23 protein-coding genes and 1 riboswitch are annotated in these 24,329 nt (G+C 40.0%); of the genes, 3 read left to right on the top strand and 20 right to left on the bottom strand.

The window, feature by feature from the left end:
• Window positions 1-206: 206 nt before the first annotated feature.
• The 4 genes from IW492_RS00645 to IW492_RS00630 all read right to left on the bottom strand — a co-directional run bounded on the left by IW492_RS00645 (window position 207) and on the right by IW492_RS00630 (window position 3,261).
• The gene (locus IW492_RS00645; RefSeq protein WP_202064136.1) at window positions 207-818 is read right to left on the bottom strand and encodes a hypothetical protein; all 612 of its coding nucleotides are present in this window, start codon (window positions 816-818) and stop codon (window positions 207-209) included.
• 219 nt (window positions 819-1,037) lie between these two features.
• The gene (gene rsmA / locus IW492_RS00640; RefSeq protein ID WP_202064134.1) at window positions 1,038-1,925 is read right to left on the bottom strand and encodes a 16S rRNA (adenine(1518)-N(6)/adenine(1519)-N(6))-dimethyltransferase RsmA; all 888 of its coding nucleotides are present in this window, start codon (window positions 1,923-1,925) and stop codon (window positions 1,038-1,040) included.
• Complete coding sequence (gene rnmV, locus IW492_RS00635; RefSeq protein ID WP_229441845.1) at window positions 1,922-2,494, bottom strand: ribonuclease M5; 573 nt, start codon at window positions 2,492-2,494, stop codon at window positions 1,922-1,924. The genes rsmA and rnmV overlap by 4 nt, the downstream gene beginning before the upstream one ends.
• Window positions 2,491-3,261: a TatD family hydrolase gene (locus tag IW492_RS00630; protein WP_202064133.1), complete on the bottom strand. Its 771-nt coding sequence runs from the start codon at window positions 3,259-3,261 to the stop codon at window positions 2,491-2,493. Before IW492_RS00630 ends, rnmV begins: the two co-directional genes overlap by 4 nt.
• 490 nt (window positions 3,262-3,751) lie before the next feature.
• Between IW492_RS00630 and IW492_RS00625 the strand changes: the two genes are divergently transcribed.
• Window positions 3,752-4,348, top strand: a complete 597-nt coding sequence (locus IW492_RS00625) for a hypothetical protein (protein WP_202064131.1) — start codon at window positions 3,752-3,754, stop codon at window positions 4,346-4,348.
• Window positions 4,349-4,463: 115 nt separating this feature from the next.
• On the opposite strand, the gene metG is transcribed toward IW492_RS00625, so the two are convergent.
• The 10 genes from metG to IW492_RS00575 form a co-directional block, all read right to left on the bottom strand.
• Window positions 4,464-6,473 (bottom strand): methionine--tRNA ligase, encoded by a 2,010-nt coding sequence (gene metG / locus IW492_RS00620; RefSeq protein ID WP_202064129.1) that lies wholly within the window; start codon window positions 6,471-6,473, stop codon window positions 4,464-4,466.
• 193 nt (window positions 6,474-6,666) lie between these two features.
• Complete coding sequence (locus IW492_RS00615) at window positions 6,667-8,055, bottom strand: amino acid permease (RefSeq protein WP_202064126.1); 1,389 nt, start codon at window positions 8,053-8,055, stop codon at window positions 6,667-6,669.
• A gap of 22 nt (window positions 8,056-8,077) precedes the next feature.
• Entirely contained in the window at window positions 8,078-8,941 is an 864-nt protein-coding gene (locus IW492_RS00610; protein WP_202064124.1) for a GRP family sugar transporter, read from the bottom strand.
• Between the two features lie 276 nt (window positions 8,942-9,217).
• Window positions 9,218-10,243, bottom strand: a complete 1,026-nt coding sequence (gene sapS / locus IW492_RS00605) for a two-component system sensor histidine kinase SapS (RefSeq protein ID WP_202064122.1) — start codon at window positions 10,241-10,243, stop codon at window positions 9,218-9,220.
• Between the two features lie 18 nt (window positions 10,244-10,261).
• Window positions 10,262-10,936, bottom strand: coding sequence for a two-component system response regulator SapR (gene sapR, locus IW492_RS00600; protein ID WP_202064120.1), 675 nt, complete (start codon window positions 10,934-10,936; stop codon window positions 10,262-10,264).
• 217 nt (window positions 10,937-11,153) lie between these two features.
• Window positions 11,154-11,636, bottom strand: a complete 483-nt coding sequence (locus IW492_RS00595) for a TrmO family methyltransferase domain-containing protein (protein ID WP_202064118.1) — start codon at window positions 11,634-11,636, stop codon at window positions 11,154-11,156.
• A 48-nt stretch (window positions 11,637-11,684) separates the two neighbouring features.
• Window positions 11,685-12,512, bottom strand: a complete 828-nt coding sequence (locus IW492_RS00590) for a MerR family transcriptional regulator (RefSeq protein WP_202064117.1) — start codon at window positions 12,510-12,512, stop codon at window positions 11,685-11,687.
• A 40-nt stretch (window positions 12,513-12,552) separates the two neighbouring features.
• Entirely contained in the window at window positions 12,553-12,744 is a 192-nt protein-coding gene (locus IW492_RS00585) for a hypothetical protein (RefSeq protein WP_202064115.1), read from the bottom strand.
• A 163-nt stretch (window positions 12,745-12,907) separates the two neighbouring features.
• Window positions 12,908-14,020 carry a 3D domain-containing protein gene (locus IW492_RS00580; RefSeq protein ID WP_229441854.1) on the bottom strand — a complete coding sequence of 371 codons (1,113 nt, stop codon included), beginning with the start codon at window positions 14,018-14,020 and terminating at the stop codon, window positions 12,908-12,910.
• A gap of 210 nt (window positions 14,021-14,230) precedes the next feature.
• A complete protein-coding gene (locus IW492_RS00575) occupies window positions 14,231-15,070 on the bottom strand; it encodes a putative ABC transporter permease (protein WP_202064113.1) in 840 nt (279 codons plus the stop codon).
• A gap of 208 nt (window positions 15,071-15,278) precedes the next feature.
• Between IW492_RS00575 and IW492_RS00570 the strand changes: the two genes are divergently transcribed.
• The gene (locus IW492_RS00570) at window positions 15,279-17,015 is read left to right on the top strand and encodes an ABC transporter ATP-binding protein (protein WP_202064111.1); all 1,737 of its coding nucleotides are present in this window, start codon (window positions 15,279-15,281) and stop codon (window positions 17,013-17,015) included.
• Window positions 17,005-18,771: an ABC transporter ATP-binding protein gene (locus IW492_RS00565; protein WP_202064109.1), complete on the top strand. Its 1,767-nt coding sequence runs from the start codon at window positions 17,005-17,007 to the stop codon at window positions 18,769-18,771. The genes IW492_RS00570 and IW492_RS00565 overlap by 11 nt, the downstream gene beginning before the upstream one ends.
• Before the next feature lie 40 nt (window positions 18,772-18,811).
• On the opposite strand, the gene IW492_RS00560 is transcribed toward IW492_RS00565, so the two are convergent.
• The 6 genes from IW492_RS00560 to IW492_RS00540 all read right to left on the bottom strand — a co-directional run bounded on the left by IW492_RS00560 (window position 18,812) and on the right by IW492_RS00540 (window position 24,192).
• Window positions 18,812-19,360, bottom strand: coding sequence for a folate family ECF transporter S component (locus IW492_RS00560; protein WP_202064107.1), 549 nt, complete (start codon window positions 19,358-19,360; stop codon window positions 18,812-18,814).
• A gap of 25 nt (window positions 19,361-19,385) precedes the next feature.
• A riboswitch (THF riboswitch) is annotated at window positions 19,386-19,489 on the bottom strand.
• A gap of 75 nt (window positions 19,490-19,564) precedes the next feature.
• Window positions 19,565-19,747: a hypothetical protein gene (locus tag IW492_RS17900; protein WP_236671733.1), complete on the bottom strand. Its 183-nt coding sequence runs from the start codon at window positions 19,745-19,747 to the stop codon at window positions 19,565-19,567.
• Window positions 19,748-19,964: 217 nt separating this feature from the next.
• Window positions 19,965-20,387, bottom strand: coding sequence for a methylglyoxal synthase (mgsA, locus tag IW492_RS00555; RefSeq protein ID WP_202064105.1), 423 nt, complete (start codon window positions 20,385-20,387; stop codon window positions 19,965-19,967).
• A 92-nt stretch (window positions 20,388-20,479) separates the two neighbouring features.
• On the bottom strand, window positions 20,480-21,208 hold the full coding sequence (locus IW492_RS00550) for an epoxyqueuosine reductase QueH (RefSeq protein WP_202064104.1): 729 nt from the start codon (window positions 21,206-21,208) through the stop codon (window positions 20,480-20,482).
• Window positions 21,209-21,210: 2 nt separating this feature from the next.
• Window positions 21,211-22,002, bottom strand: coding sequence for a M15 family metallopeptidase (locus IW492_RS00545; RefSeq protein ID WP_202064102.1), 792 nt, complete (start codon window positions 22,000-22,002; stop codon window positions 21,211-21,213).
• Window positions 22,003-22,233: 231 nt separating this feature from the next.
• Window positions 22,234-24,192, bottom strand: coding sequence for a KUP/HAK/KT family potassium transporter (locus tag IW492_RS00540; RefSeq protein ID WP_202064427.1), 1,959 nt, complete (start codon window positions 24,190-24,192; stop codon window positions 22,234-22,236).
• Window positions 24,193-24,329: the final 137 nt, after the last annotated feature.

Below are 24,329 nucleotides of genomic sequence, written 5' to 3'. Positions count from 1 at the left end.
GTGATTTACAGCAGGCAAATCATATTACAGCAATTGAAAAAGATAATTTAAAGGCTAGGCTGCCCGGTGCTTAATTATCTTTTTGATTTTGACGAAACATTGGCTGCTTCTAAATAATTCAGTGTCTTAGCCACTATTGAAATCAGATTTAAACAGAAAAAGCAGACTCCGTGCCTATTAAACTGACATGGAGTCTGCTTATTTTATTATGATTTTACGGTTGAGGAACGCGACAGCAGCCTTTTTGCGCTTGTGAAGACAGGAATATCCGTCGTTTTACTTAAACTGCCGGCAATAAAGTAGGCAAGGTTAAAATCAACCAGACTGTGGATGATTCCACCCACACCCATCAAAAGAAGAATTGAGTAGATATAACCATCAGAATAATAGGTTCCCGGTAAGTTGCCCAGCGTATAGAAAACAGTGATAACAACCAGCTCAGCAGCCGAGTGAATGACAGCAATCACTAAATTGAATAACTGGAAACGACCATTAAGCAATGAAAATTTATCAGAATGCAGTGCGACTTCTGGATGTTTATTTAGATAAACAGCTCCAATCACTGCAAAAACTAAATGAGACAATGCCCTTAATGCGATAATTGGTGTTGCAGACAAAAAGAATCCAAAGCCTGTTCCCAAAGTAACCGCAATTGCTGCTGTTGGTGAAATAAACATCGCCAGAAATACCGGAACATGACTTGCTAAAGTAAAGGAAGCTGGTCCTATGGTAATTCTTGGCATTACCATAGGAATAATGATTCCCATCGCTATCAGAAGCGCTGAAATAGTCAATTCTCTAACTGATTTTTTTCTCATAATTTCCTCCCGTATATGTCTTGACACATTTGTTGATTCTTATTCTATGCAAAAACAAGAGATGTGTCAAGACACCCTCCGGATGATTACGTTTCCAATTTCATTCATGGAAAGAAACTTTAACAAAATAAAAAAACCAATCAAAGAGCCCTGCCCTCAGCTTCCAGATTCTCCTCTGATTGCCGCAGGTTTCAGCATATTTGACTGGGTCTGTTTATTTTACGATTTATATTTTTCCATAGTATTGCTTAGTCGGGCAAACTCTTCCAGAGAGAGTGTTTCACCTCTTCGGGAAGCATCAATCTCTGATTCTTCCAAACTTTTTTTCAACCATTCCACTGTAGTCTCATCTTTTCCATAATAATGGGTCAGATTATTCCAAAGTGTCTTTCTTCTTAACTGGAAGGATGCTTTTGTCAGTTTAAAAAATTCTTTTTCATTACTGACATCAACTGCAGGTGTTTCCCGCTTTTTCAATGTAATGATTGCAGAATCTACATTCGGTTGAGGAACAAAGACAGTCTTTGGCACAATAAATGCCACTGCTGCTTCCATATAATACTGAACAGCGATGGATAATGAACCGTAGGCTTTTGTCCCCGGAATCGCAGAAATTCTATCGGCTACTTCTCTCTGCATCATGACAACCATTTCTGAAACATCCAGATCTGATTCTAAAAAATGCATCATGATAGGCGTCGTAATATAGTATGGCAGATTTGCTACCACCTTAAGCGGCAATTCATCATTTTTAAAGACTCTGGCAGTCTCTGCAGACAAATGCGTCTTCAGTACATCTTCATGAACCACGGTCACATTATCATAAGGAGACAGCGTATCTTCCAGTACAGGGATCAAGCGATCATCGATTTCGAAAGCCAATACCTGCGCTGCATTCCTTGCCAGTTGTTCTGTCAGCGCACCAATTCCCGGACCAACCTCGATTACATTGGTCTGTTGATCAATTTCTGCTGTATCTACAATTTTTCTTAGAATATTTGGTTCCGTCAAAAAATTTTGTCCTAAGCTTTTCTTAAATGAAAAGCCGTGTTCCTTTAGTATCTCCCTTGTCCGGGAGGGAGTTGCAATATCTTTATAGTCCTTCACAGTGATTCCTCCACTTTTGCCATTGCCTCTTTCAATTCTGTTTCAGTGATTCGAAACATTTGCAGGCGTTTTACCAGTTGCTTACTATTTGTATAGCCGATACGCAGTTCATCACCTAGTCGTTCCCGGCGTTCTTTTGCATTGGCTCCTGCTATTAAACCATAGTCCAGTAATATCTGTCTAGAAATTTCCTGATAATTATCTGTTTCAAATGTCGGCGTGACCACTTTTCTCAGCGCTTCGATAATGGCTTCATCACTGGCATGTTCCACACCTAAACTGCTTCCTCTTTTTTGAGGTTCAGCCAGACGACGGGATAAGAAAGCATGCTTTGCATCCGGCACGACCTCCATAATGATTTTACGGATTTTTTCTCCTGAATAGTCCGGATCAGTGAACACAATGACCCCTCGCATTTCCTGTGCATGCTCGATTTGAGCCAAAATATCTTCATTAATCGCAGAACCTATAGTTTCAATTGTATCTGCATCGACGACTTCCAACAGCCGACGGGTGTCATCTTTTCCTTCGACGACTATAATTTCCTCAATTTTCATCTTCTCTGTCATTTTTCAATCTTAAAAAGCTGATGAGCGTTTTGGTTCGTCTGCTGCGCCAACTCTTCCCAGTTCATATTTCTCATCTCAGCTATTTTCTCCACAACATAACGTGTATAGCCTGGTTCATTTCGTTTCCCTCTGTAAGGAACCGGAGCCAAATAAGGAGCATCAGTTTCAACCAGCATACGATCCAGCGGAACCTCTTTTGCAGACGCCTGTATCTCAACTGCCTTTTTAAAGGTGACAACTCCGCTAAAGGAAATATGCATTCCCAGATCAAGAAATTTTTTCATCCATTCCTCATCGCCGCTATAACTATGCATAATTCCACCGATATCTCTGACATCTTCTTCTTTTAGGACCTTGTAGGTATCCTCAATGGCATCCCGCATGTGAATACTAATCGGCAGCTTCATTTCCTTTGCTATGGCAATCTGTCTGCGAAATACTTTATCCTGAACCTCTTTCGGATCCTCCATCCAGTAATAATCCAAACCTATTTCACCCAGCGCAACCACTTTAGGTGTCGTTAAACGTTCCTGCAAATTTTTTTCAATTTCAGCAGTATAACTCCCTGCTTCAGTTGGATGCCAGCCAATAATACTGTATATATCCTTGTACTTCTTGCTTAGCTCCAGCGATTTTATAATAGTAGGTGTATCAAAACCGACAACAGCCATTTCTGTCACACCTAACTCTTGTGCACGTTCAATAGTCTCCGGTATATCCTCATTAAATTGCTCTGCATTCAAATGGGTATGTGAATCAAAAATCATCTAACTTCCTCCTTGCCATTATCACTCTACCATATTTTAACAGAAACAGGGAGAAAGAAAAGCTGCAAGCGCCTGTTTAGCTCATGAATGATATAGGAAACTGACAGAGTGACGCTCTCTGTCACTATAGGCAGTTTATCTTATCATTGAGTGAGCTGGCGTATGCAGCTGGACAATAGAAAAGCTGCAAGCGCCTGTTTAGCTCACGAATGATATAGGAAACTGACAGAGTGACGCTCTCTGTCACTATAGGCAGTTTATCTTATCATTGAGTGAGCTGGTGTATGCAGCTAGACAATAAGAAAAGCTGCAGGCACCTGTTTATCGTATTGCTGGTGAAGCTCTTTCAAAGTACGTATATTAAACCACACAACTAATCCCTGCTCCCGACATCTTCCTGCTTATTCTCCTCCGCCTCAAGCCTGATGCTCTTTCTTCAATTTCCTGTTACACTGCTCTTACATTTACTGTAGTTAGGAGTTGATTTAAGTTGAAACAAAGTGATACTTCCAACCTGTTCAAATCGATGATTGCACAAAAGGCAACTGCAAATCGAAAAGATCAGACACAGACACTCTGGCATTGGATTCTTCTGATACTTTTTGCCATGCTTACATACGCCAGCATGTTTCAACAAATACTTTTAATTGTTCTTTTGATTGGGGTTACAGCTGTCGTAAAAGGACCCTTAATGCTTTTGTGGGGCAGTATCTATTCTGCGCTCGTTGCCTTTTTCCCGCCAATTACCATGTTGCTCTCCATTTTATTTTTTGTATTGAATATCGGCGCTGCCGCAAAAAACTGGCGCATTACGCTAGTTGGGATTTTTTTCTATCTCTATCCGCTACTTGCCCGTCTCAGCCAATCCTTACTAGATATCAATTCCCGCTGGATTACTCTATTGCTGTTAACAATTGGGATTACAGGCTTTCATTTTTTACTGAAATGGCTTTATCAACAATATTTCACCAGCCACAGTTTAATGGTAACCATTGTCAGTATGCCGCACACTCTCTTTGTTCTCTTCCTTCCAAGCAAAATCCCTGGTTTGAAGAAAACAAGGAAAACAAGGAAAACAAACTATTAATACACTGCTGTTCGTACGATCAAATCGTAAATGAGTAATTTCATTACGGTTTGATCCTTTTTGTATGTTATGAAAATAGGACAACCATCAAAACAGATGATTGTCCCAATCTACTTTATGCAATAATTGACCCATTCGGCATATCTTTTGGTGCTTCAATCACTTGAAGCTTACCATCTTTATCTTCAGCAGAAAGAATCATTCCCTGACTGATCTGACCTCTCATTTTTCTGGGTTTCAGGTTGGCAATAACAGCGACCTTAGTCCCAATTAAAACACTTGGATCAGGATAGAACTCAGCGATGCCTGAAAGAATCTGACGATCCTGTTCATCTCCGGCAGCCAGACGAAACTGCAGCAGCTTGTCAGCACCTTTTACTTTTTTGCAGTCAATAACCTCTGCCACTTTTATTTCTATTTTATCGAAATCTTCGTATTTAATTTCCTTCTCTTTCGTAGAAACCAGTGTTGTCTCTTCTGGATCCCATTTAATCTCTTCTTCTTGGTTTGGTGCTTTTCGAGACATTTTCTTTTGAATATACGTTACTTCAGTCTCCAAGTCCAGACGAGGAAAAATAGGTGTTCCCTTTGTGACAACTTTTGCACCTTCAGGAAACTCGCCAAAATGAATGGCTTCCATGCTCATTTTTTCAGAATCAAGTCCCAGCTGATCAAAAACTTTCTTCGGTGTTTCAGTTAAAAACGGCTGTAAAAGAATGGCAACGATTCTCAATGACTCAGCCAGATGAATCATCACGCTGTTCAATTCATTTTTCTTCTCTTCATCTTTAGCCAGAATCCACGGCTGTGTTTCATCAATATATTTGTTGGCACGTGAAATGAGTGCCCAAAGCTCTGCAATAGCTGTATTGAACTCCATCTTTTCCATTGCTTCGTGATATTTGCCGATCACATTTGCAGCTGTAGTGGAAAGCTCACTGTCAAACGGTGTTACTTTAGATGCATATTCTGGAACATATCCGTCACAGTATTTATTAATCATTGCAATTGTACGATTCAACAGGTTCCCTAAATCATTGGCAAGATCATAGTTCATACGTGAAACAAAATCTTCCGGCGTGAATACACCGTCACTGCCAAAAGGAATCGAACGCAGAAGGTAGTAGCGCAACGCATCCAAGCCATAGCGATCAACCAGCATATCCGGATAGACAACATTTCCTTTTGATTTGGACATTTTGCCGTCCTTCATCAACAGCCAGCCATGGCCAAAAATCTTTTTAGGCAAAGGCAAATCCAGAGCCATCAGCATAATCGGCCAGTAAATGGTATGGAATCGAACAATCTCTTTTCCAACCATATGCACATCTGCAGGCCAGTATTTTTGGAACAGACTGTCATCATCAGAGCCATAACCCAAGGCAGTTATATAATTGGATAATGCATCAATCCACACATAAACTACATGCTTTGGATCATTTTTCAATGGAATTCCCCAAGAGAATGTTGCTCTGGAAACTGCTAAATCTTCCAAACCGGGTTTGATAAAGTTATTGATCATTTCGTTTTTACGTGATTCAGGCTGAATAAACTCGGGATGCTCGTTATAATACTCAAGAAGACGATCCGCATATTTACTCATACGGAAGAAATAAGATTCTTCTTTTACAAGCTCTACTTCATGACCGCTTGGCGCTTTCCCGCCAATAACATTTCCTTCTTCGTCACGGTACACTTCAGCCAGTTGAGTTTCAGTGAAATATTCTTCATCAGAAATTGAATACCAGCCTTCATATTCGCCTAAATAAATATCGCCCTGTTGCAGCAGCTGATTGAATATTTGCTGAACAGCCTTCACGTGGTAGCTGTCAGTAGTACGAATAAACTTGTCGTAACTGATATCCAGTGTCTTCCATAGCTTCTGGACATCTGCGGCCATTTTATCAACATACTCTTTGGGCGTTACACCAAGTTCGTTTGTTTTTTGTTCAATCTTCTGTCCATGTTCATCCACACCTGTTAAATAAAAAACGTCAAACCCCATTAAACGTTTATAGCGAGCTAAAGCATCACAGGCGATTGTTGTATAAGAATTACCGATATGTAATTGTCCGCTTGGATAGTATATAGGTGTTGTAATATAAAATGTTTCTTTTTGCGTCATTTAGAAACATCCTCCTTTTTTAGTTTTCAGAAGTACCTTCTTTTTACTCCTAAACAGTATAACATAATTCGTTGAATTTTCACTATAAATACTGGTTTTTCTCAAGCCTTTTCATTATAGAAACAAACAGATTTTGTCCTTGAAAAGGAACAGAGAGAGAGAAAGCATTGCTGCTTTCTCCCACTTAATTTCTCTATATTTTCTTATTATGAAGATTACTGTGCTTATACCCATAGGCAAAATAAATCACAATTCCCAGAACCAGCGCTACAGCAAAAACCTTCCACGTAGCTGCCTGCAGCTGAAGCATCAGTCCGCCGCTCACAATGATTAATACGATTGGAATAACGGGAACAAATGGAATGCGGAACTCGTCTTCTTTCGGCTCTCCCATCATACTTCTCAAGCGAATGATACCAAATCCCATAACAATAAGGTACATTAGCGTAACAATATTTGTCAGCTCAGCCAGCAGGTTTAAAGGAAAGATTCCTGCAAAAATCATCGTTGCAGCTCCGGCAACATAGGTTGCATTTTTCGGTGTATGTCTTTTCTCATCAATTTTTCCCAAGAATTTTGGCAGCAGCCCATCTTTACTAATTGCATAAATGATCCGGGCAAGGCTGTACATCATGGCAATCGTTACTGTCAGCAGAGTCAAAATAGCACCCACAGAAATAATCCCTGCAACTGCATCCATTTCAACAAAACGCATGGCAAATGCCACCGGATCTTTTACCCCCAAAGAAGTATAGGGTACAATTCCAGTCAAAATCAGTGTAACAACGATATATAAAACAGTCGTAATAATAATGGAGCCAATAATCCCTTTTGGAATATCCTTTTGAGGATTTTCAACTTCTTCAGCTGCCATACTGACTGCATCAAAGCCAAGGAAAGCAAAGAAAACGACTGCTGCTCCGCTCAATACGCCGGAAAAACCAAACGGCATAAACGGCTGCCAATTATCAGGCTTCACATAAAAAATACCCACTAGAACAAATAGCGCAATAATGCCGAATTTTACAAAAACCATCAGATTATTTAGACGCAACGCAGTTTTCGCTTCTAGAGAAACCCAGAACGTTACAAAAATCAACACAACTACAGCAATTAGGTCAACATAACTTCCCTCGGCTGCGTTATAGGCACCGCTCAAAGCCTGCGGCAATTCAATTCCCATACTGCTTAAAAAGCCCTGTACATATCCTGACCAGCCAGAAGCAACAGAAGAGACTGCCAAAAAGAATTCACAGATAACCAGCCACCCGGTCATCCATGCAACAACCTCACCAAAAACAACATACATGTATGCATAAGGTCCGCCAAGTACCGGTATTCTGGACGCAAATTCTGCATAACACAACCCGGAAAGAATAATTGCTACTGCAGCAACTAAAAAGGACAGAACCAGAGCAGGGCCTGCATTTTCTTTTGCGGCAACACCGGTCACGACGAAAATACCTGTACCAACAATTGCTCCAATCCCCAGCATAATCAAATCGATCGTTTTTAAATTTCTTTTCATTCCATTACTTTCTGCTGAAGGAGCAGTCAGAGTTTTTTTTCTAAAAATTGACATTGTTATCCTCCTAAAAATCAAATTAAGCTTTCATATACCCCAATAATACACCGCCTGCAATAATCAGCAGACAGCCGTAAATGACGAAGCGGATTTCTTTTTTCGTTTTTGCTTCTTTTAAAATGAAAATACCGCCAATTGTAGAGATAATAATTCCCATCTGGGAAAGAGAGAAACTGACAGCCAGACCAATTTGCTGCATGGTCAGAAGCATACAAATATTCCCCAGACCCCATAAAAGTCCGCTGACTGTATTTTTCCAGACAAACGAATCCACCTTTGTTTTCTTAAAAGCGAAAAAGCCGGCACCTGCAAGCATTCCGATACTCTGTGGAAAAATAATTGCCAAGGGGTCCAAGCCGGCAGCATTAATCATAATGGTATATGCGCAATATCCAGCTGTTGAAATAACAACTGCTCTTAAGCCCTTTCCAAAGGCAGGCAGGCCGTCAGTAACAGGTCTGTCATCAGACTGATCTCTTCTTACAGTCAGATAAGCACCGCTGATTAACATCCCTAAAGCAGTTAAGCCTAAAACGAAATCCTTATTGGTTTTCCATTCTCGAAAAAAGACAGCACCTGCAATTGTATTAACAATCAGCTGCAAGCCTGTTGATATAGGAAGACCAACTGAGACTCCAAGAAATTTCATCGCATGAAATTGCTGGTTTTGTCCAACACTCCACAATAAACCGGATAGAAGTCCCACAACAATTACCGGCAACATAATGACAGGCCGCATGAGAATAAAAATGATGACTGAAAGCACCCCTGCACCTATTGTCATACCCAGCGTCTGCTGGTTTGCATCACCGCCGATTCTCCCGCTGATCAGCCCAATACTGCCCCAAGCAAACATTGGTACAAGTGCTAATAATATATCCATCCCTTTCTCCTAACTTAAGTATTCCTCCAACAGTCTAACAAGAAAAAAGGAGCGTGTAAAATGAGAATATGGTGAAAAAAGAGAGCGCCGAAGAATGCAGAGATATTTTCCCTTCAAGTTGCTGAGAAATATGGCATTTCTGATTACCTTGTCAAACATACTTTTTAATAACTTAGAATAAAAATTACTCAACAGTAAACAAAAAAATTCCCTCTTAAAAAAGAGAAGGCGGTAATGACCTCCTCTTGGACTGCATTTTCTATTTATCATTCAACCTCAGCGAATTTCATTATAATAATTAATAAAAGGAAAAAAGAGCAGCATAGTGGTTCCTTCCTGTTCAACTGATTCTGCAGATAGTTCGAGACCCAGTTTGTCTGCAAGCTGTTTGGCCAGATATAATCCCAGACCAGTAGAATGCTGTGCTGACTGTCTGCCGTTTTCTCCCGTAAACCCTTTGTCAAAAATCCTGTTGATATCTTTTGCGGGAATACCAATCCCTGAATCTTTTAATTCCAGACTAATCCCTTCCTTGTTCCGAGAAAAAACAACCGTAATTTTTCCTCTAGATGGTGTATATTTCACTGCATTGCTGATTAATTGTCTGAAAATAAACTCCAGCCACTTCCCATCTGTTAAAACCTTTTGATCCTCTCCCTCCAGAGAGAAACGTAGATTTTTCTGAATAAAAGAGTATGCCTGAGATTTTATGACAGACTGAACTACCTGTTTTAATGAGTATTCCTGAATCAGATAATCCTTTGAAAAGCTGTCAAGCCGGGAATAATAGAGGACCTGTTCCACATATTCATCCATCTTAGCCAGCTCATTCTCCGCCAAAGAATAGATGTCCTCAGAAAGATCATCCTCTGCAGAATCCAACAATAGTTTCAAAGCAGCTAACGGAACCTTAATTTCATGCACCCATGAGTCAATATATTCTTTATGCTCCTGCTGATTATCAATGATTTTCTCCATTACTTTCTGATGCTCATTCAGCAGGCTGTTCACATACTCCTGAGTCAGTATCTCCTCTGTCTTTGCTGCTCCTTTAAGATATTCCTCAAGAGGAGCCGGCTGTTTAGACAAGTCCAACTTCTGCCACCAGCGCCTTTTCAATAAAAAATCCGTGACCAGCAGTGCTATTAAACACAGCAGCTCCAGTATAATTAAATAACTGATCGTTGAAAAACTTAGCCTTGTATCAGGAGAAAGCCATACAACCAGGCAGGTCAAACCAATCAAAAAGAACCAGCCGAATAAAACGATCCGTTGATCTTTTAAATATTTCCAGAATGTCATCCTATCCTCCTGTCCGGACTATGGTACAATATAGCCCTGACCAACCTTGGTTTCAATGTATCCTTCAATACCAGCTTCTTCAATTTTTTTCCTTAAACGATTGATATTCACTGTCAATGTGTTGTCATCTACAAACCGTTCATCTTCCCATAAAGCTCTCAGAAGCTTTTCTCTGGTCATTATTTTCCCGTGCTTCTTCATTAGTATATACAGAAGGCGATATTCATTTTTGCTTAAGTCAACAGATTCTCCGTTGATTTTCATATTGCCGTTATCCAAATTCAGCGTAATGCCATTGTGTTCCAGTACTTCGTTTCCCGGCTCAGAATAGTTGTAGGAACGTCTCAGCAGCGCGTTGATTTTTGCCACCAGTACATCTAGCTGAAAAGGTTTTGTAACAAAATCATCTGCACCCATATTCATTGCCATAATCATATCCATATTGGTATTGCGGCTGGAAATAAAGATAATTGGGAGCTTCGATACTTCCCGGATTTTCTGGCACCAGTAGTAGCCGTCATAGACAGGCAGATTGATATCCAAAAGAATCAGCTGAGGGTCTTCTCTTTCAAAATCATCAAACACTTGGTGGAAATCTGTCGTACCGAACACAGACAGCTGCCATTTTTCCAGTTCTTTCATAATCAGGCTGCGGATTGTTGCTTCATCTTCTACAATCATGATTTTAATCATCACTAATTCCTCCATCATGTTATTCACTACTATCTTACCTTATATAGAATATTTCGTCATGAATTCTGGGTCTCTCTTCTTCATTTTCATTTTTCTTCTTCATTTGTTTTTAAACTTGTGAAAAAAGAAACATTGAGTGCATCATATACACCCAATGTTTCTTCAATTTCAACTCTGCTTTTCAGCTTTTAGTTATAAACAGCAACAGACTCCAACATTAAAAATTAAATTCATTTTCCCAGTCAAAATCACCCGATGTCTCAACATTTTTAGGCCAGTGAGCACTCCATTCTGGAACCAGTGGCGTTTCGACACGATCTTCACTTGGTGTGTAAGGTTTGATATCCAACAGAGGACTATTATTTTCCGCATCAATATAATCCAGCTGAATTCTGCCGTTCTCCTTATCCAGATGAATCACACCAGAAGTAGAAACCGCCAGCGGATTGGGTCGAACCGGAGAGCGTGTTGCAAAGATTCCCAAAATATCCGGTGCCTGTTTGTACGGGCTAGCAACTTGGAAAATCTCTCTCATCTCCGGCTGATCCATCTTATCCAGCCAGTAAATTACTTTTAAATGGCTAAACCCTTCCAGTCCTTCCAACGCCTCTGTATACTTTGGCAGCAGTTGGATAAAGCTACTCTTTTCATTGTTCTCAATATGACCGATTGCCTGTACTGTAAATGCTTTTTGCTCCATATTTATCCCTCCTGTAATCACAGGATAAACCCTGCCATCATGTGAGGATCAAGAGATTTTTTTAATTGGAATTTGAATTTCAATTAAATAATCTTCTGGCTTACTTCCCGTCTCGGGTCCCCTGTGACTTACTTGTCTGGTCGGCTTCAGCATTTCGTACTCTTCATTTTCTGAAAGCCAGTTGGCAAAATAAAAATAAGCTTCTTTAATATTCTCGTAAGGACCTAAAATAAAAATCGATGCTGCTAACGAGATTTTCTCTATCTGATAACAGGTCAATGGTTCTTTAACTTCTGCTGTCTCTTTTAGCTTCAAACAAATTTCTATCTCCACATCTTCTTCACGGTAGCCCTCATCATGAAAAATCGTAAAATTATCTGGTGCCTGCTTTTGATATTCCAGCGTTTCGCTTTCCAGAAGCTCTATAAATTCCTGCCATAAAGGATCTTCATGATAATAAGAGTGAATACGTTTTCGCAAGCTGACAATCGGTTCACTTGGCAGCTCTCGAAAAATCACATGGAAATCTTTCTCATCAGGATTTTCCATTTTTTCAAGAGTCTTCGACAAATAAAACAGACGCCGTTGTTCCTCGGCAATTTCTTGCTCAATCTGTGCGTATTTTTCCTTCAGCCTTTGCTGGAAATGTTCATCTGTCACTCCTTCAGCAATAAGTTCTTTAATCTCAGCTGTTGAAAATTTCATATTTCTTAATAAAATAATTTTTTGAACTTTTAGAAGCTGATTAACATGGTATATCCGATAGCCAGTCTCCTGATCTACTTTATGCGGATGCAACAGTCCTTGCTCATCATAATATCTCAACATTCGAATCGATACTTGAGACAGTTTTGAAAATTCCCCTATTCTAAACATAGCGGCTCCAATCTTTTTGTTTTTATACATGAAATCATTGTTACTGTACTAGCAGCGTAAAAACAATAACACTACCTGAAAACAGCAGAATCAACATATTAATGCCAAAAAATATTGCCAGTTTTTCCAGTCCCTCAATCTGCGTTTTTTTCTGGAGACTTCTGTAAAGGAAATAATTTCCTCCATAAACAACCACCATCAGCAGCCCTATGATTTCTATGTCAATTAACATAAAATAACTCCTTATCTGTCACTTCTCTTCTATTATTGTAGTCTAAGACGGTTATTCTTAAAATCTTTTTTACGATTTTGATATAAACAAATAGATGGGAAAGTCCACAATCAGAAAAATATAAAAAGGCTAAGCCCGCAAGCCCAACCTTTTACTTTAGTTCCTATTGTATTTCCACTCTCACATTATGACGTCGTCCCCAGCTAATACATTCAGAAACTGAGTTAAAGTGAACATCAATGATATGTCCCTTAATAGCGCCGCCTGTATCCCCGGCAACTGCATAACCGTAGCCTTGAACTATTACAAGTGATCCTAATGGAATGACACGCGGATCAACTGCAATGACATTGCTCTGTACTCGAAGGTCTATTCCCAAGGCAGTGATAAAACCTGATCCTGCTTCTGTATATGAATAAGCTGTAGATTCCATATACATGACCTGACCGCTTCCAGCACTCTCTCCAGTATTAGTATTGCCGCCTGAAACGGGCGTTTCAGTGGATGGCGATGTCTGTGATTCGTCTGATGCAGATAAATCGGAGTTTGCTGATGCAGTCTCAGCCAGTCTAGCTTCCTCTGCCGCCGCTCTCTCAGCTGCTGCCTGTTCTTCAGACAGACGATTTTGCTCAGCAATCTTCTTAGTATTAATTAATTGAATTGTTTCTTCATTACTTGCCAACTGTTCTTTTAAAGCAGCAACTTCTATGTCCATAGCATTTGCTTCTTCCTGCAGTTTTGCTTCATTTGTCTGTAATTCTTCTTGACTTACTCTCACAGTTTCCTGCAGTTCTGATAATTTTTCTTTTTCAGCGGCAAGGCTTTCGATCTTTTCTCTCTCTGCATTCTGCAAAACAGTCATTGCATACGCTCTGTTGAAAAAATCTGTTAGACTTTCAGATTCAAGAAGAACCTGCCAAGTCCGGGTTTCCCCATTTAACTGAATGGCTTTCATGCGATCCCCAATTGCAGTTTTTCGGCGATCAATATTTTGTTCTGTTACAATAATTTCTGCTTCAGAGTTTTTGATCGTCTCTTCTGCACTGGCAATATCTTCTTTAAGTTTTTCAATCTCAGCATACTTTTCATTAACATTTGTTAATGTCGTATCTATCTCTGCATTAAGAATTTGTCCCAACTCCGTTGCTTGCTGCTCCTCTTGTTCAAGGGAATCCAACGATTCCGCAGCAGCAATAACAGAAGGGAAGGCCAGATTTAATAAGATGATTGCCGATAAAAACGGCATCAGCCTTTTAATTCGCACTGAATCCAACACCTTTCCTATAATAAATCCTAACTCTATTTATTATACTAATCTTAAGAGATTATATTGTTTCAACTGTGTTACAAATTATTACATTTTAAAGATTTCTTAAGAATTTCTGTAACATTGATCTCTACCCATTAGTGTTTTTTTTTAATCAATTAGAAATAAATAAGCGGTTATTCTCTTAAAAATCACTTGTAATACACTTTTTTACATCTGTTACATTTTTTCTTTTTTGTTCTTAACAGAGCGAACCAATCCCTTCACTGTTTCAGAGTTGTTTAACGTATTCAATTTCAATTTTGGATAATTCTTAATCCAACGCCGCTGACTGAAGTTCAAGCGTTTCAAACGCTGATCAATTGCTGTATTTTTTCTTAGCTCATCAAAAAATGTCTGATGTTTTGTTATTTTTACGGATAATTCTTTTTCAACCGACTGCCTTAGCTCATTCAGTTCAGCAGCAAAAGCTTCTCCTCTTTCCAACATCGCTGCAGACAGTTCTTTCGCTCTCTTTTCAAGCACTTCATTCAGTTCATCTGTAATTTTCCTGAACTGCTGCATGTTCGTTACGGTATAAATCATGTCGGCGGCCAAAATTACAAGTAACACAACTGGGAGTCCCCACCGGAATCGTTCCTCTAAAAAATTTGCCAGAATCATTACTCTGGGATGAATGCTTTGCACAACCACAACACAGGCAATCCCCCAAAAAGCAGAAACAGGCAGCGCCACACGACCGTTAATGTTCAATGGTACATCTTTATAATCCCACCAGGATGCATGAAACATCTTTTCAAGAAAATAACTGGTAAGGTATTCCAACACACTGACCAGTATAGCAGAAAGGAAATATAGCAGAATAAGATTATTCTTAAATGGTTCCAGAAAATAGAGTACGCCCAAAATACCAAACCCATAAATCGGACAATATGGTCCTGCCAGGAATCCTCTGTAAACAAATCGGTCTGCTTTCAATGAGCAGTACACAGTCTCCCAAAGCCAGCCGATAAAAGAATAAATAAAGAAAAGTAAAATAAGTTCTACCCATTGATGCAATGAAATCGCTCCTCTTTTTTGCGGAAAACAGAGTTGGTTATTGATTTTCTCCTTAATCCATCAACTATCCTGTCCGTACTTGCCGGTGGACAGCTGTCGTAAAAATTACAAACCTCTCTTTATTGTAGCAAATACCTAACTGAAAAAGCGAGCACCTTTATTTGAAAGGAAAGTTAAGATACAATAAATAGACAAAGGTGGGAAAAAGATGGTTCAATTACTAACATATGCAAAAAACTATAAAAAACAAATAATTTTAGGTCCTTTCTTCAAATTTTTAGAAGCTTGTTTCGAACTGGTTCTTCCTCTCATGATGGCTCGCCTGGTAGATTCGGGAATACAGGAAAATAATTCTGCTTATGTCCTCAAAACAGCAGGCTGGATGATTTTGATGTCGGTACTTGGCCTGTTCTGTGTGATGATTTGTCAATATTACTCTTCTATTGCCTCACAGGGATTTGGAACAGAGCTCCGTAATCAGCTGATGAAGAAAATCAACACTCTTTCACATACCGAATTGAATGACTTGGGAACAGATACCCTGATCACCCGTATGACCAGCGATATCAATCAACTTCAGCTGGCTCTGGCCATGCTGATCCGCTTAGTCATACGTGCACCATTCCTAAGCATCGGCTCTGTAATTATGGCCTTCTACATTGATTGGCAGGCGGGATTGATTTTTTTGCTGCTGCTGCCTGTTTTTTGTCTTATTCTTTTTGTTATCATCAGAATAACCGTGCCATTATACAAAAAGGTACAGCAAATACTTGATCAGTTAAATCAAAGGATCAGCCAAAATCTAAGCGGTGTCCGTGTTATTCGCGCTTTCTCCCGCCAGCAAACAGAGATTCAGCATGTGAATGAAACAACCGATAAACTTGCAGCTGTCTATTTGAGAGTTTCGAAAATATCTGCTTTTCTCACTCCTGCGACGACCTTGATTATGAACCTGGGTATTATCTTCCTCTTATACATCAGCGGGATTAAAGTATCTGTCGGCTCACTTCAGCAAGGAGAAGTTTTGGCATTAATTAACTATATGAATCAAATGCTCCTAGCATTGATTGTCGTCTCAAATCTAGTCATCATTTTCACCCGGGCTTCTGCTTCTGCTTCGAGAGTTAATGAAGTATTGGCACTAATACCAAGTATTACTGACTCTGCTGATGCACTGGACAATAGCACTGCAAATCAGGCAGATACTGACATTGTCTTTGATTCGGTCTCTTTTCGTTACCAGCCTGCTGCCGGATTGGCCCTGACAGATATCAACATTACCATTCCGAAAGCAAGTACACTTGGAATTACCGGAGCTACCGGAAGCGGGAAAAGTACGTTTATCCAACTAATTCCGCGGTTCTACGATGTCAGTGAAGGGGCAGTTTCTGTTGATGGAATAAATGTAAAAGGCTGGTCACTAGACCGGCTGCGGCAAAAAATCGCCACTGTTCCTCAGACTTCTGTCCTTTTTACCGGAACCATTCGGGAAAATCTTCAATGGGGAAAAACAGATGCTTCAGACAAAGAGTGCTGGGATGCTTTGGCTACTGCCCAATGCAGTGAATTTGTTGAACAGCTGGATCTCGGGCTGGACACGCCTATTAATGAAGGCGGCAGAAACTTTTCCGGAGGACAGCGGCAGCGGCTGGCCATTGCCAGGGCATTGATTGGCAAGCCGGAAATTCTAATTCTTGATGATTCACTGAGCGCGCTGGACTATCAAACAGATTTAAAACTGCGGACAGCACTTGCCAGTGATTTAAAAGAAACAACACTCATTGTTATTTCTCAGCGAATCAGCTCCATTCGAAATGCCGATCAGATTCTTGTGTTGGCAGAAGGAAAATCAGTTGGGCTTGGCAGTCATGAAGCATTAATGCATACATCCAGACACTATCAGGAAATCGTTACTTCGCAGGAGGACTCAGATCATGCTGAATAAAAAAGCTTCAACAAGGTCATTCAGAAAGTTCCTGCCCTATCTTCTTCGTTATCGATTGGAGCTTCTTCTCTCTCTGCTTCTTGGATTGGTCAGCGGGTGGGCAGCAGTGGCAATAACAGAGTATCTTGGTAAAGCTGTAGATACAATGATTGGAAAAGGGAATGTAGTTTCTTCTTCTCTCTATACAATCCTTGGTCTTTTAGCAGGTATCCTGTCTGTTACAGTAATCAGCCAGTGGCTGATTCAGCTTTTAGGAAATCGCGTATCGTACCTTTCTGTCGCTGAACTTCGTAAAGATACTTTTAGAAAATTAAATACTTTGCCTCTTAATTACTATGACCAGCATTCTCACGGAGACATCGTCAGCCGTTTTACCAACGATATGGACAATATTTCGATAGCCTCTTCCGCTGTGTTCAACCAGCTGTTTTCAGGTGCTGCAGTAGTTATTATTGCTTTTGTATACATGATACGAATGAGCGTCAGCTTAACAATGGTTGTATTGATAACAACCCCGATTATTTTTATCGTCAACTGGCTGGTCGCTGCTGCTTCACAGAAAAATTTTGCTGCACAACAGAAAATTGTGGGCTCCATTTCAGGCTTTGTTTCAGAAATGGTGGCAAATCAAAAAATTGTCAAGAGCTTTCAACAGGAGTCTATAGTTCAAACCAGGTTTGAAGCACTGAATCAGGATTTATATGTACAGGGGCAAAAGGCGCAGTTCTCTTCTTCTCTGACAAATCCTTTATCCCGATTTATTGATCATCTTTCCTATATTGCGATTGGACTAGTTGGCGGATTGCTTTTGTTATCTGGAAATATGACTGTCACAGTGGGGGTTATTTCGAGTTTTACTATTTATGCCACTCAATTTTCCAAGCCTTTTATAGAGCTCTCAGGTGTAATTACCCAAATTCAGACTGCTTTAGCCGGGATTGACCGAACCTTTAATCTTTTGGAACAGCCCGCAGAGAAGTCAGACGATCTAAATGCGATCACTCTTACCAATGTTAAAGGAAATGTTCTCTTCAATCACGTCAATTTTTCATACATTCCTTCAAAGCCACTGATTGAAGACTTCACGCTTTCTGTAAGTGAAGGGGAAACCATCGCCATTGTAGGAAAAACCGGAGCTGGAAAGTCTACATTGGTAAATCTGTTAATGCGCTTCTATGATGCAGACAGCGGAACAATCACAATTGATGGTCATTCTATCTCTTCTATTACCAGAAACAGCCTGAGAAAAAGTTTTGGGATGGTTTTACAGGATACCTGGCTGTTTGACGGAACTATCCGAGACAATCTAACCTATGGAAATCCAGCTGCAACCGATCAGGAGATTACGACCGCACTGAACAAAACACACACATTGGAATTTATTCAACGACTTCCACAGGGGCTGGATACAAAAATAGGAAGCCATGGGATCAAAATCTCTGAGGGACAAAGACAGCTGCTGACCATCGCGCGAACAATGATCAGTAATCCCCCTATGCTGATTTTAGATGAAGCAACAAGCTCTGTGGATACATTGACTGAAAAGCAAATTCAAGCCGCCTTTTTGGAAATTATGAAAGGACGAACTAGTTTTGTCATTGCCCATCGTTTGTCAACGATAAAAAATGCAGATAAAATCTTAGTAATGGAGTCAGGAAAAATTGTTGAAATCGGCAGTCATGACAATCTGATTGCACGTTCTGACAGCTATTATCGTGCTCTCTATGAAGCACAATTTAATGATCAGACACAGTAATAAGAAAAGGCCTTTCCGGGGATGACGGAAAAGCCTTTTCTTATTTATATGAGGTAGTTAATTTGCTCAAAAATTGTTTATATGGAAGTTTTGTTCCTATCAGATAGGTTCCGACAACTTGAACAGGGAAAAATATACTATTTTTAATGATTCTTGGAATCCACCAGGCAATATTTGCCAGATCTACGCCATACATCAATCCCAGCCACAGCGGCGTTAGAAACAGATGAACAATGCCCGTAACCAGCAAAGTTGCTATAAAAACTCTCAGCCAAGTCAGTTCTTTCCTGTAATAGAAAAAACCATAAATCCCGCCTGTAATAATAGCATTCAGTGTAAACCCCGGGAAATACGCCCCTGTTTTAGGAAACAGAATTACACCGACTGCATCTGCAATCGCACTGCCGATTCCAGTCCATAGAGGACCAAAAAGAACCCCCATCACCGATTCAGGTATAAACGTAAAACTGATTCTCAGAAACTGATCTTCATACGACAGAAAGCGCGTAAAAACGACTACCAAAGCAATTAATAATGCCAACAGTGTCAGCTTTCTTGTTTCCAGAACTCTTTTTTTCATCCTTAGCATCTCCTCTAAGAGCTGCTACAATTAATGCAGCGAATGCGAAAATAAAACCGCGGATTTCGATTGCAATCCTTCGTCCACAGGGCGACATCCCATCCCCGCAGCACTTAACGCTTTACTTTCTACTCTGATTTATTTTAGGCCTGCGCCTAAAAGGACTATAGCATATCCCATTCACAAAGGCAATGAAATGGGACACTGTCTCCACTATAAAAGTACAAAAACACCTTTCAAGATTATATATACTTTGTCAAGATCAAGCAAAAGTTCAGAATCCGCAACAATGAATTGAGGAAGCCAGCCGGAAACACCTTGGCTGCTAATATAGTACCGCCATTCCTTCCTCAGTTCCCCTGCCTTTTCAATGGGTATCACGACTTGCCCTATCATCTGCAGTCCTGTCCAACTCCTTTTTTCCGCTGCATAAGACAGATCATACTAAGAGAAGGGCATTTTTATTTATTTTTTCACTTTCTATCTTCTTCATGCTTTTGTCATGACACTGTCTGGTATGAGGAGTACAGCTCCTGTCCTCTTTTCCAGTTTCAACATGGATTTACACATATTAATCTTTTTTCTCTTGTTTTAAAACAAGCTGCTCTATTATCTATAAAGAAAGCGGGCGGTTATCAGTTTCATGTACAATTTCCCGAAAATCTGCAAACCCTGCCTGAAGTCCTCTTAACAAAATTTCTGCTGTTCCGATATTGGTTGCCAGTGGAATTTCATAGACATCACTTAAACGAATCAGTGCATTAACATCCGGCTCATGGGGTTGAGAAGCCAAAGGGTCCCTCAAAAAAATAACCATATCCAGATTATCTTCTGAAATCATTGCACCAATCTGCTGATCTCCTCCAAGCGGACCGGATTTAAAGCGGTGAACAGGAAGTCCTGTTGCTTCGGCAATTTTCCCGCCAGTTGTTCCTGTTGCAAACAGTTCATGTTCAGCTAAAATATTTCTGTATGCCAGGGAAAATTTAACAATTAAATCCTTTTTTCGATCGTGAGCGATCATTGCTATTTTCATTTTATTATCCTCCTTTTTTTACAAACCTGCTGCCAATGAATAGACAGTTAGCGTCAGTCCAATAAATACAGAAGTAAATTTGAAGCAATTATTCAGTCCTCTGGCTGATTCTTTAGGAATTCCTGTGCGCCTTTGCTGATTTGCTTCAAGTCAACTCCTTGTTTCTGTGCTGCAAAAAGACAGCCGCAGTAACATTGCCGATAGATTTCATACTCTCTGCAAAGCTCAATTGATCGTTTATACCCGTTATTCTTTTTAAAATCACTCGGCAGATAGTTTGTTTGATAGAACTTTTGAATCTCTATTCCGATTTCATTAATCAGCTGACTATTTTTCTTTGGTGACAAAGTTAACGCACTCCCAAAGTAGTCATAATTTAGTTCCTGAGCTTTTTCAGCTGCAATATCAAGACGCAGCTGAAAACAGGAAGAACAACGTTTCCCGCCTTCCGGTTCTTCTGCAAGCTGTCTCTTTTTCACCATTTGTATAAACTGGTTTGGTTCATACGGGGCAGATAAAAAACCTACCTGATTTCCGGTTTGCTTATTAAATTCCTCTACAAATTGCTGTTGAACAGCCTCTCTTCTAAGATATTCCAATCGTGGATGAATATTGGGATTCGCAAAGTAAACAGTTATATCTGCATATTGAGTTAAATACTCCAGTGCCGTTGTGCTGCACGGTGCACAGCAGCTGTGGAGCAGTATAGTTGGTCGTGACTCTGCTGCTCTCCACTGCTTAATTAATTTCTGCAAAACGCGATCATAATTGATCTTCTGATTAGCGTTCATCTTTTCAGTTATTTCAGTTACATCAAACATGCTTATTCCCCGCTGACATAATCTCCGCCTTCAACATTTAGATATTCTTCCAGTGTAGTATTTCTTTCTTTTATCTCCTGAGCTGCTTTCTCACCGACATAACGAACATGCCATGCTTCTGCTACGTATCCGGTTATCTCTTCCTGTCCAGGTTTATAGCGAACAATAAAGCCATACAGATGTGCATTTTCATCAATCCAATCCGCTTCTTCTTCAGATCTGACCAATTCTCCGGCACTGTTGATAAAATCAAATGCCAGCCCAGTCTGATGCTCGGAATACCCTGGTCGTGACGAGTAGCGGTCTGCTTCTTCCTTTCCATCACTTTCCACATAGTTTTGATAAAGAGCCTCCTGATCTTTGTAGCTTCTGTAGCCGCTGTATTCAGAAGAAATATTCATCCCTAAATTTCTCATTTCCGCATTCATTTTATTAAAAGCTTCCAATGCCTCCTGGTTCTCCCCTGGATCATAGGATTCGGGTAATGGATAGCGCTTATTAACAATCACAATATCATTAACAATCAGCGGCTCCTTCATCGTTTGAGGTGTATGATTTATTTCTGATTCAGCTGACGATGCAGTTTTCCCAATCTCTTCTTCAGATGACTCAGTCAGTAACTCCTGATTAACTTCCACCGCAGAACTTTCAGCAGTCCCTTCCTCTGAACGAATAAGTTTATCAAATTTTTCCGTCATCTTTTTCTGGTTGTTTTCATAATAAAAAAATGAACCTATCAGCAGTACAATTGCAAGTATGCTTAATTTAAAAAAATATTTATTTCCTTTGTCCATTCATGCTCACCTGTCCAGTCTAAAAATTCACTGCCAAGAACAGTCCCTTTTTATTGTCTCTATTATACTGATAAAAAGCAAATCTGGCGAATGTAAAAATAAAAAAGCAGCCTTCTTTCAAACCAGCCCTCAAGCATTAAATTTTTAGTTTGATGGTTTGAGGGCTGATTCATTCTTCTAAGGTTGCTTTTTTTCTGTTTAGCATTCTATTCACTTCATAAATTTTAACAATTATTTAAGTTCAGTCAATCCTTGTTTCCGTTCAACCAAATGTGTTTTTCTGGTCGTCCCTATAATCAGCGGAACTGATTCATAACGTACATCACTATATTCCAAACCAAACCAGTTTTCCGGAAGAATAGTCATACGTTTAATCGCAAGCTTCATCTGCATAATCTGACGATCCCACTTCTTCAGCTCTGTTACTTTGGACAGCTCTTCCCGAATAAGAACAAATTGGAAATCGCCAACCTCCCGTCCCGGTGTGATAGTGTATTTCTGCGGCTGTTTGGCCAAACGACCTTCTTTCATCAAGTCATGGACAATCTGGTGCAGGTAAACATTTACTTCCTGAGACACCCTGAAACCAAGATAAAGCTGTACTTGTACAATATAGTCAGTTCCCATCATATCCACAGTATATTCTTTCGTGAACGGCTCATCTGTTACAGCTACATTGACAAACCAGTAGACCTTTGCACGTTTTGGACGTTTATCCAAAATAGAGTACATGATTGCCCGTCCGATTTCGTCACTGATTAAATCAGGTGTCATGAAGACAACATTTGTCTGGTACATTTCCAGACTTTTATCTTCTTTCAGCTCTGCCAGCTGATCCATATAGTCCCGGATTGGTACTGTATCTGAAGTTTTTTCTTTAATGATATTCCCCCATTCCCAAATGGTCATGACTGCCAAAATCAGCAATGCAATTCCAACAGCAACGTAACCGCCATGGAAGAATTTTACAATACTGGAAATAAAGAAAACTATTTCAATACTGCCGAAGAACAACGTAATCAAATAAACAAAGGCTGCCGGTACTCCTTTTTGTCTCAGGAAAAACATCAGCAGAATAGTAGTCATAAGCATCGTTACAGTGATAGAAAGTCCATAGGCTGCTTCCATACGAGTGGAGGTTCTGAAGAACACAACAACTGCTGAACAAGCCAGCCAAAGCAGCAGATTCAGCGATGGAATATACATTTGCCCAATCGTCGAGCCGGGATAGATGATTCTCATTCTTGGCAGCAGTTTCAATTTGATTGCTTCTGAAACTAATGTAAAGGAACCGGAAATCAGCGCCTGTGAAGCAATGATTGCAGCGATTGTTGCGAAAATAACACCAAATAAGGTCAGTGAATCTGGTATCATTTGGAAAAACGGATTTAGATTTTCAATCCTGGTAATTTTAGGATCATTCTGTGATGCTAAAATCCAGGCTGCCTGTCCAAAATAATTTAACAATAGACAAATCTTAATATACGGCCAGCTGAAGCGGATATTCTTCTTACCCACGTGTCCTAAGTCTGAATAAAGAGCTTCTGCTCCAGTGGTTGCCAGAAAGACATTACCCAAAATAAAAATACCCAGATGATTTTCAGAGCTGAATAACAATTTCACGGCATAATAAGGACTTAATGCTCTGATCACTGTCAAATCCTGAGTAAAATTGCCTAAACCAACCAGCCCTAAAAAAGTAAACCATAGAAACATAATTGGACCGAAAGCTTTTCCTACCGCATCTGTGCCAAAACGCTGAACGGAGAATAAAATCAATACAATCAACAGAGTAATAACGACGATAACATTCTGATCCATGCCAAACCGGTCAAAAAATATCGGGATTCCTCTAAGCCCTTCAATCGCTGTGGTAACTGTTACTGCCGGAGTCAAAATACCATCTGCCAACAATGCAGCCCCGCCAATCATTGCAGGAATAATCAGATATTTCCCGCTTTTTCTAACCAGCGTATATAGTGAAAAAATCCCACCTTCTCCGTGGTTGTCTGCATTCAGCGCAATCATGACATATTTCACTGTCGTCAAGATTGTCAGCGTCCAGAAAATTAAGGATACCGCACCAAGAATAAAATTTTCGGATACTTCTGTGATACCGCCGTTGTCTCCAACAATCGCCTTCATCACATATAAAGGACTTGTTCCAATATCTCCGTAAACAACACCCATCGCTACCAACACACCTGCAGCTGTCAACTTGCGATGACTGTTTGCAGTTTTCCCTTGCTTTGTCACTGTGTTCTCCTCCTACAGCATTTGCCATAATATGTTTTAATAAAAAAGACCTAAATGAACAAACATAGCTG

Origin of the sequence: Enterococcus sp. BWB1-3 (genome assembly GCF_016745275.1) — a bacterium.
In the GTDB taxonomy this organism is placed as follows: domain Bacteria; phylum Bacillota; class Bacilli; order Lactobacillales; family Enterococcaceae; genus Enterococcus_L.
The sequence above is the reverse complement of the archived record's forward strand: the minus strand, read 5'-3'. Positions and strand labels throughout refer to the sequence as shown.

Excerpts from the sequence above, each read along its gene's own strand:
- mgsA (WP_202064105.1), bottom strand. The coding sequence starts at position 20,387 with ATGAAAATAGCAATGATCGCTCACGATCGAAAAAAGGATTTAATTGTT.
- IW492_RS00545 (WP_202064102.1), bottom strand. The coding sequence starts at position 22,002 with ATGGACAAAGGAAATAAATATTTTTTTAAATTAAGCATACTTGCAATT.
- IW492_RS00610 (WP_202064124.1), bottom strand. The coding sequence starts at position 8,941 with ATGGATATATTATTAGCACTTGTACCAATGTTTGCTTGGGGCAGTATT.
- IW492_RS00560 (WP_202064107.1), bottom strand. The coding sequence starts at position 19,360 with ATGCTAAGGATGAAAAAAAGAGTTCTGGAAACAAGAAAGCTGACACTG.
- IW492_RS00645 (WP_202064136.1), bottom strand. The coding sequence starts at position 818 with ATGAGAAAAAAATCAGTTAGAGAATTGACTATTTCAGCGCTTCTGATA.
- sapS (WP_202064122.1), bottom strand. The coding sequence starts at position 10,243 with ATGACATTCTGGAAATATTTAAAAGATCAACGGATCGTTTTATTCGGC.
- IW492_RS00630 (WP_202064133.1), bottom strand. The coding sequence starts at position 3,261 with ATGATTTTTGATTCACATACCCATTTGAATGCAGAGCAATTTAATGAG.
- sapR (WP_202064120.1), bottom strand. The coding sequence starts at position 10,936 with ATGATTAAAATCATGATTGTAGAAGATGAAGCAACAATCCGCAGCCTG.
- IW492_RS00595 (WP_202064118.1), bottom strand. The coding sequence starts at position 11,636 with ATGGAGCAAAAAGCATTTACAGTACAGGCAATCGGTCATATTGAGAAC.
- IW492_RS00570 (WP_202064111.1), top strand. The coding sequence starts at position 15,279 with ATGGTTCAATTACTAACATATGCAAAAAACTATAAAAAACAAATAATT.
- IW492_RS00550 (WP_202064104.1), bottom strand. The coding sequence starts at position 21,208 with ATGTTTGATGTAACTGAAATAACTGAAAAGATGAACGCTAATCAGAAG.
- IW492_RS00585 (WP_202064115.1), bottom strand. The coding sequence starts at position 12,744 with ATGTTAATTGACATAGAAATCATAGGGCTGCTGATGGTGGTTGTTTAT.
- metG (WP_202064129.1), bottom strand. The coding sequence starts at position 6,473 with ATGACGCAAAAAGAAACATTTTATATTACAACACCTATATACTATCCA.
- IW492_RS00565 (WP_202064109.1), top strand. The coding sequence starts at position 17,005 with ATGCTGAATAAAAAAGCTTCAACAAGGTCATTCAGAAAGTTCCTGCCC.
- IW492_RS00590 (WP_202064117.1), bottom strand. The coding sequence starts at position 12,512 with ATGTTTAGAATAGGGGAATTTTCAAAACTGTCTCAAGTATCGATTCGA.
- IW492_RS17900 (WP_236671733.1), bottom strand. The coding sequence starts at position 19,747 with ATGATAGGGCAAGTCGTGATACCCATTGAAAAGGCAGGGGAACTGAGG.
- IW492_RS00540 (WP_202064427.1), bottom strand. The coding sequence starts at position 24,192 with ATGGGTGTTGTTTACGGAGATATTGGAACAAGTCCTTTATATGTGATG.
- rnmV (WP_229441845.1), bottom strand. The coding sequence starts at position 2,494 with ATGACAGAGAAGATGAAAATTGAGGAAATTATAGTCGTCGAAGGAAAA.
- IW492_RS00615 (WP_202064126.1), bottom strand. The coding sequence starts at position 8,055 with ATGTCAATTTTTAGAAAAAAAACTCTGACTGCTCCTTCAGCAGAAAGT.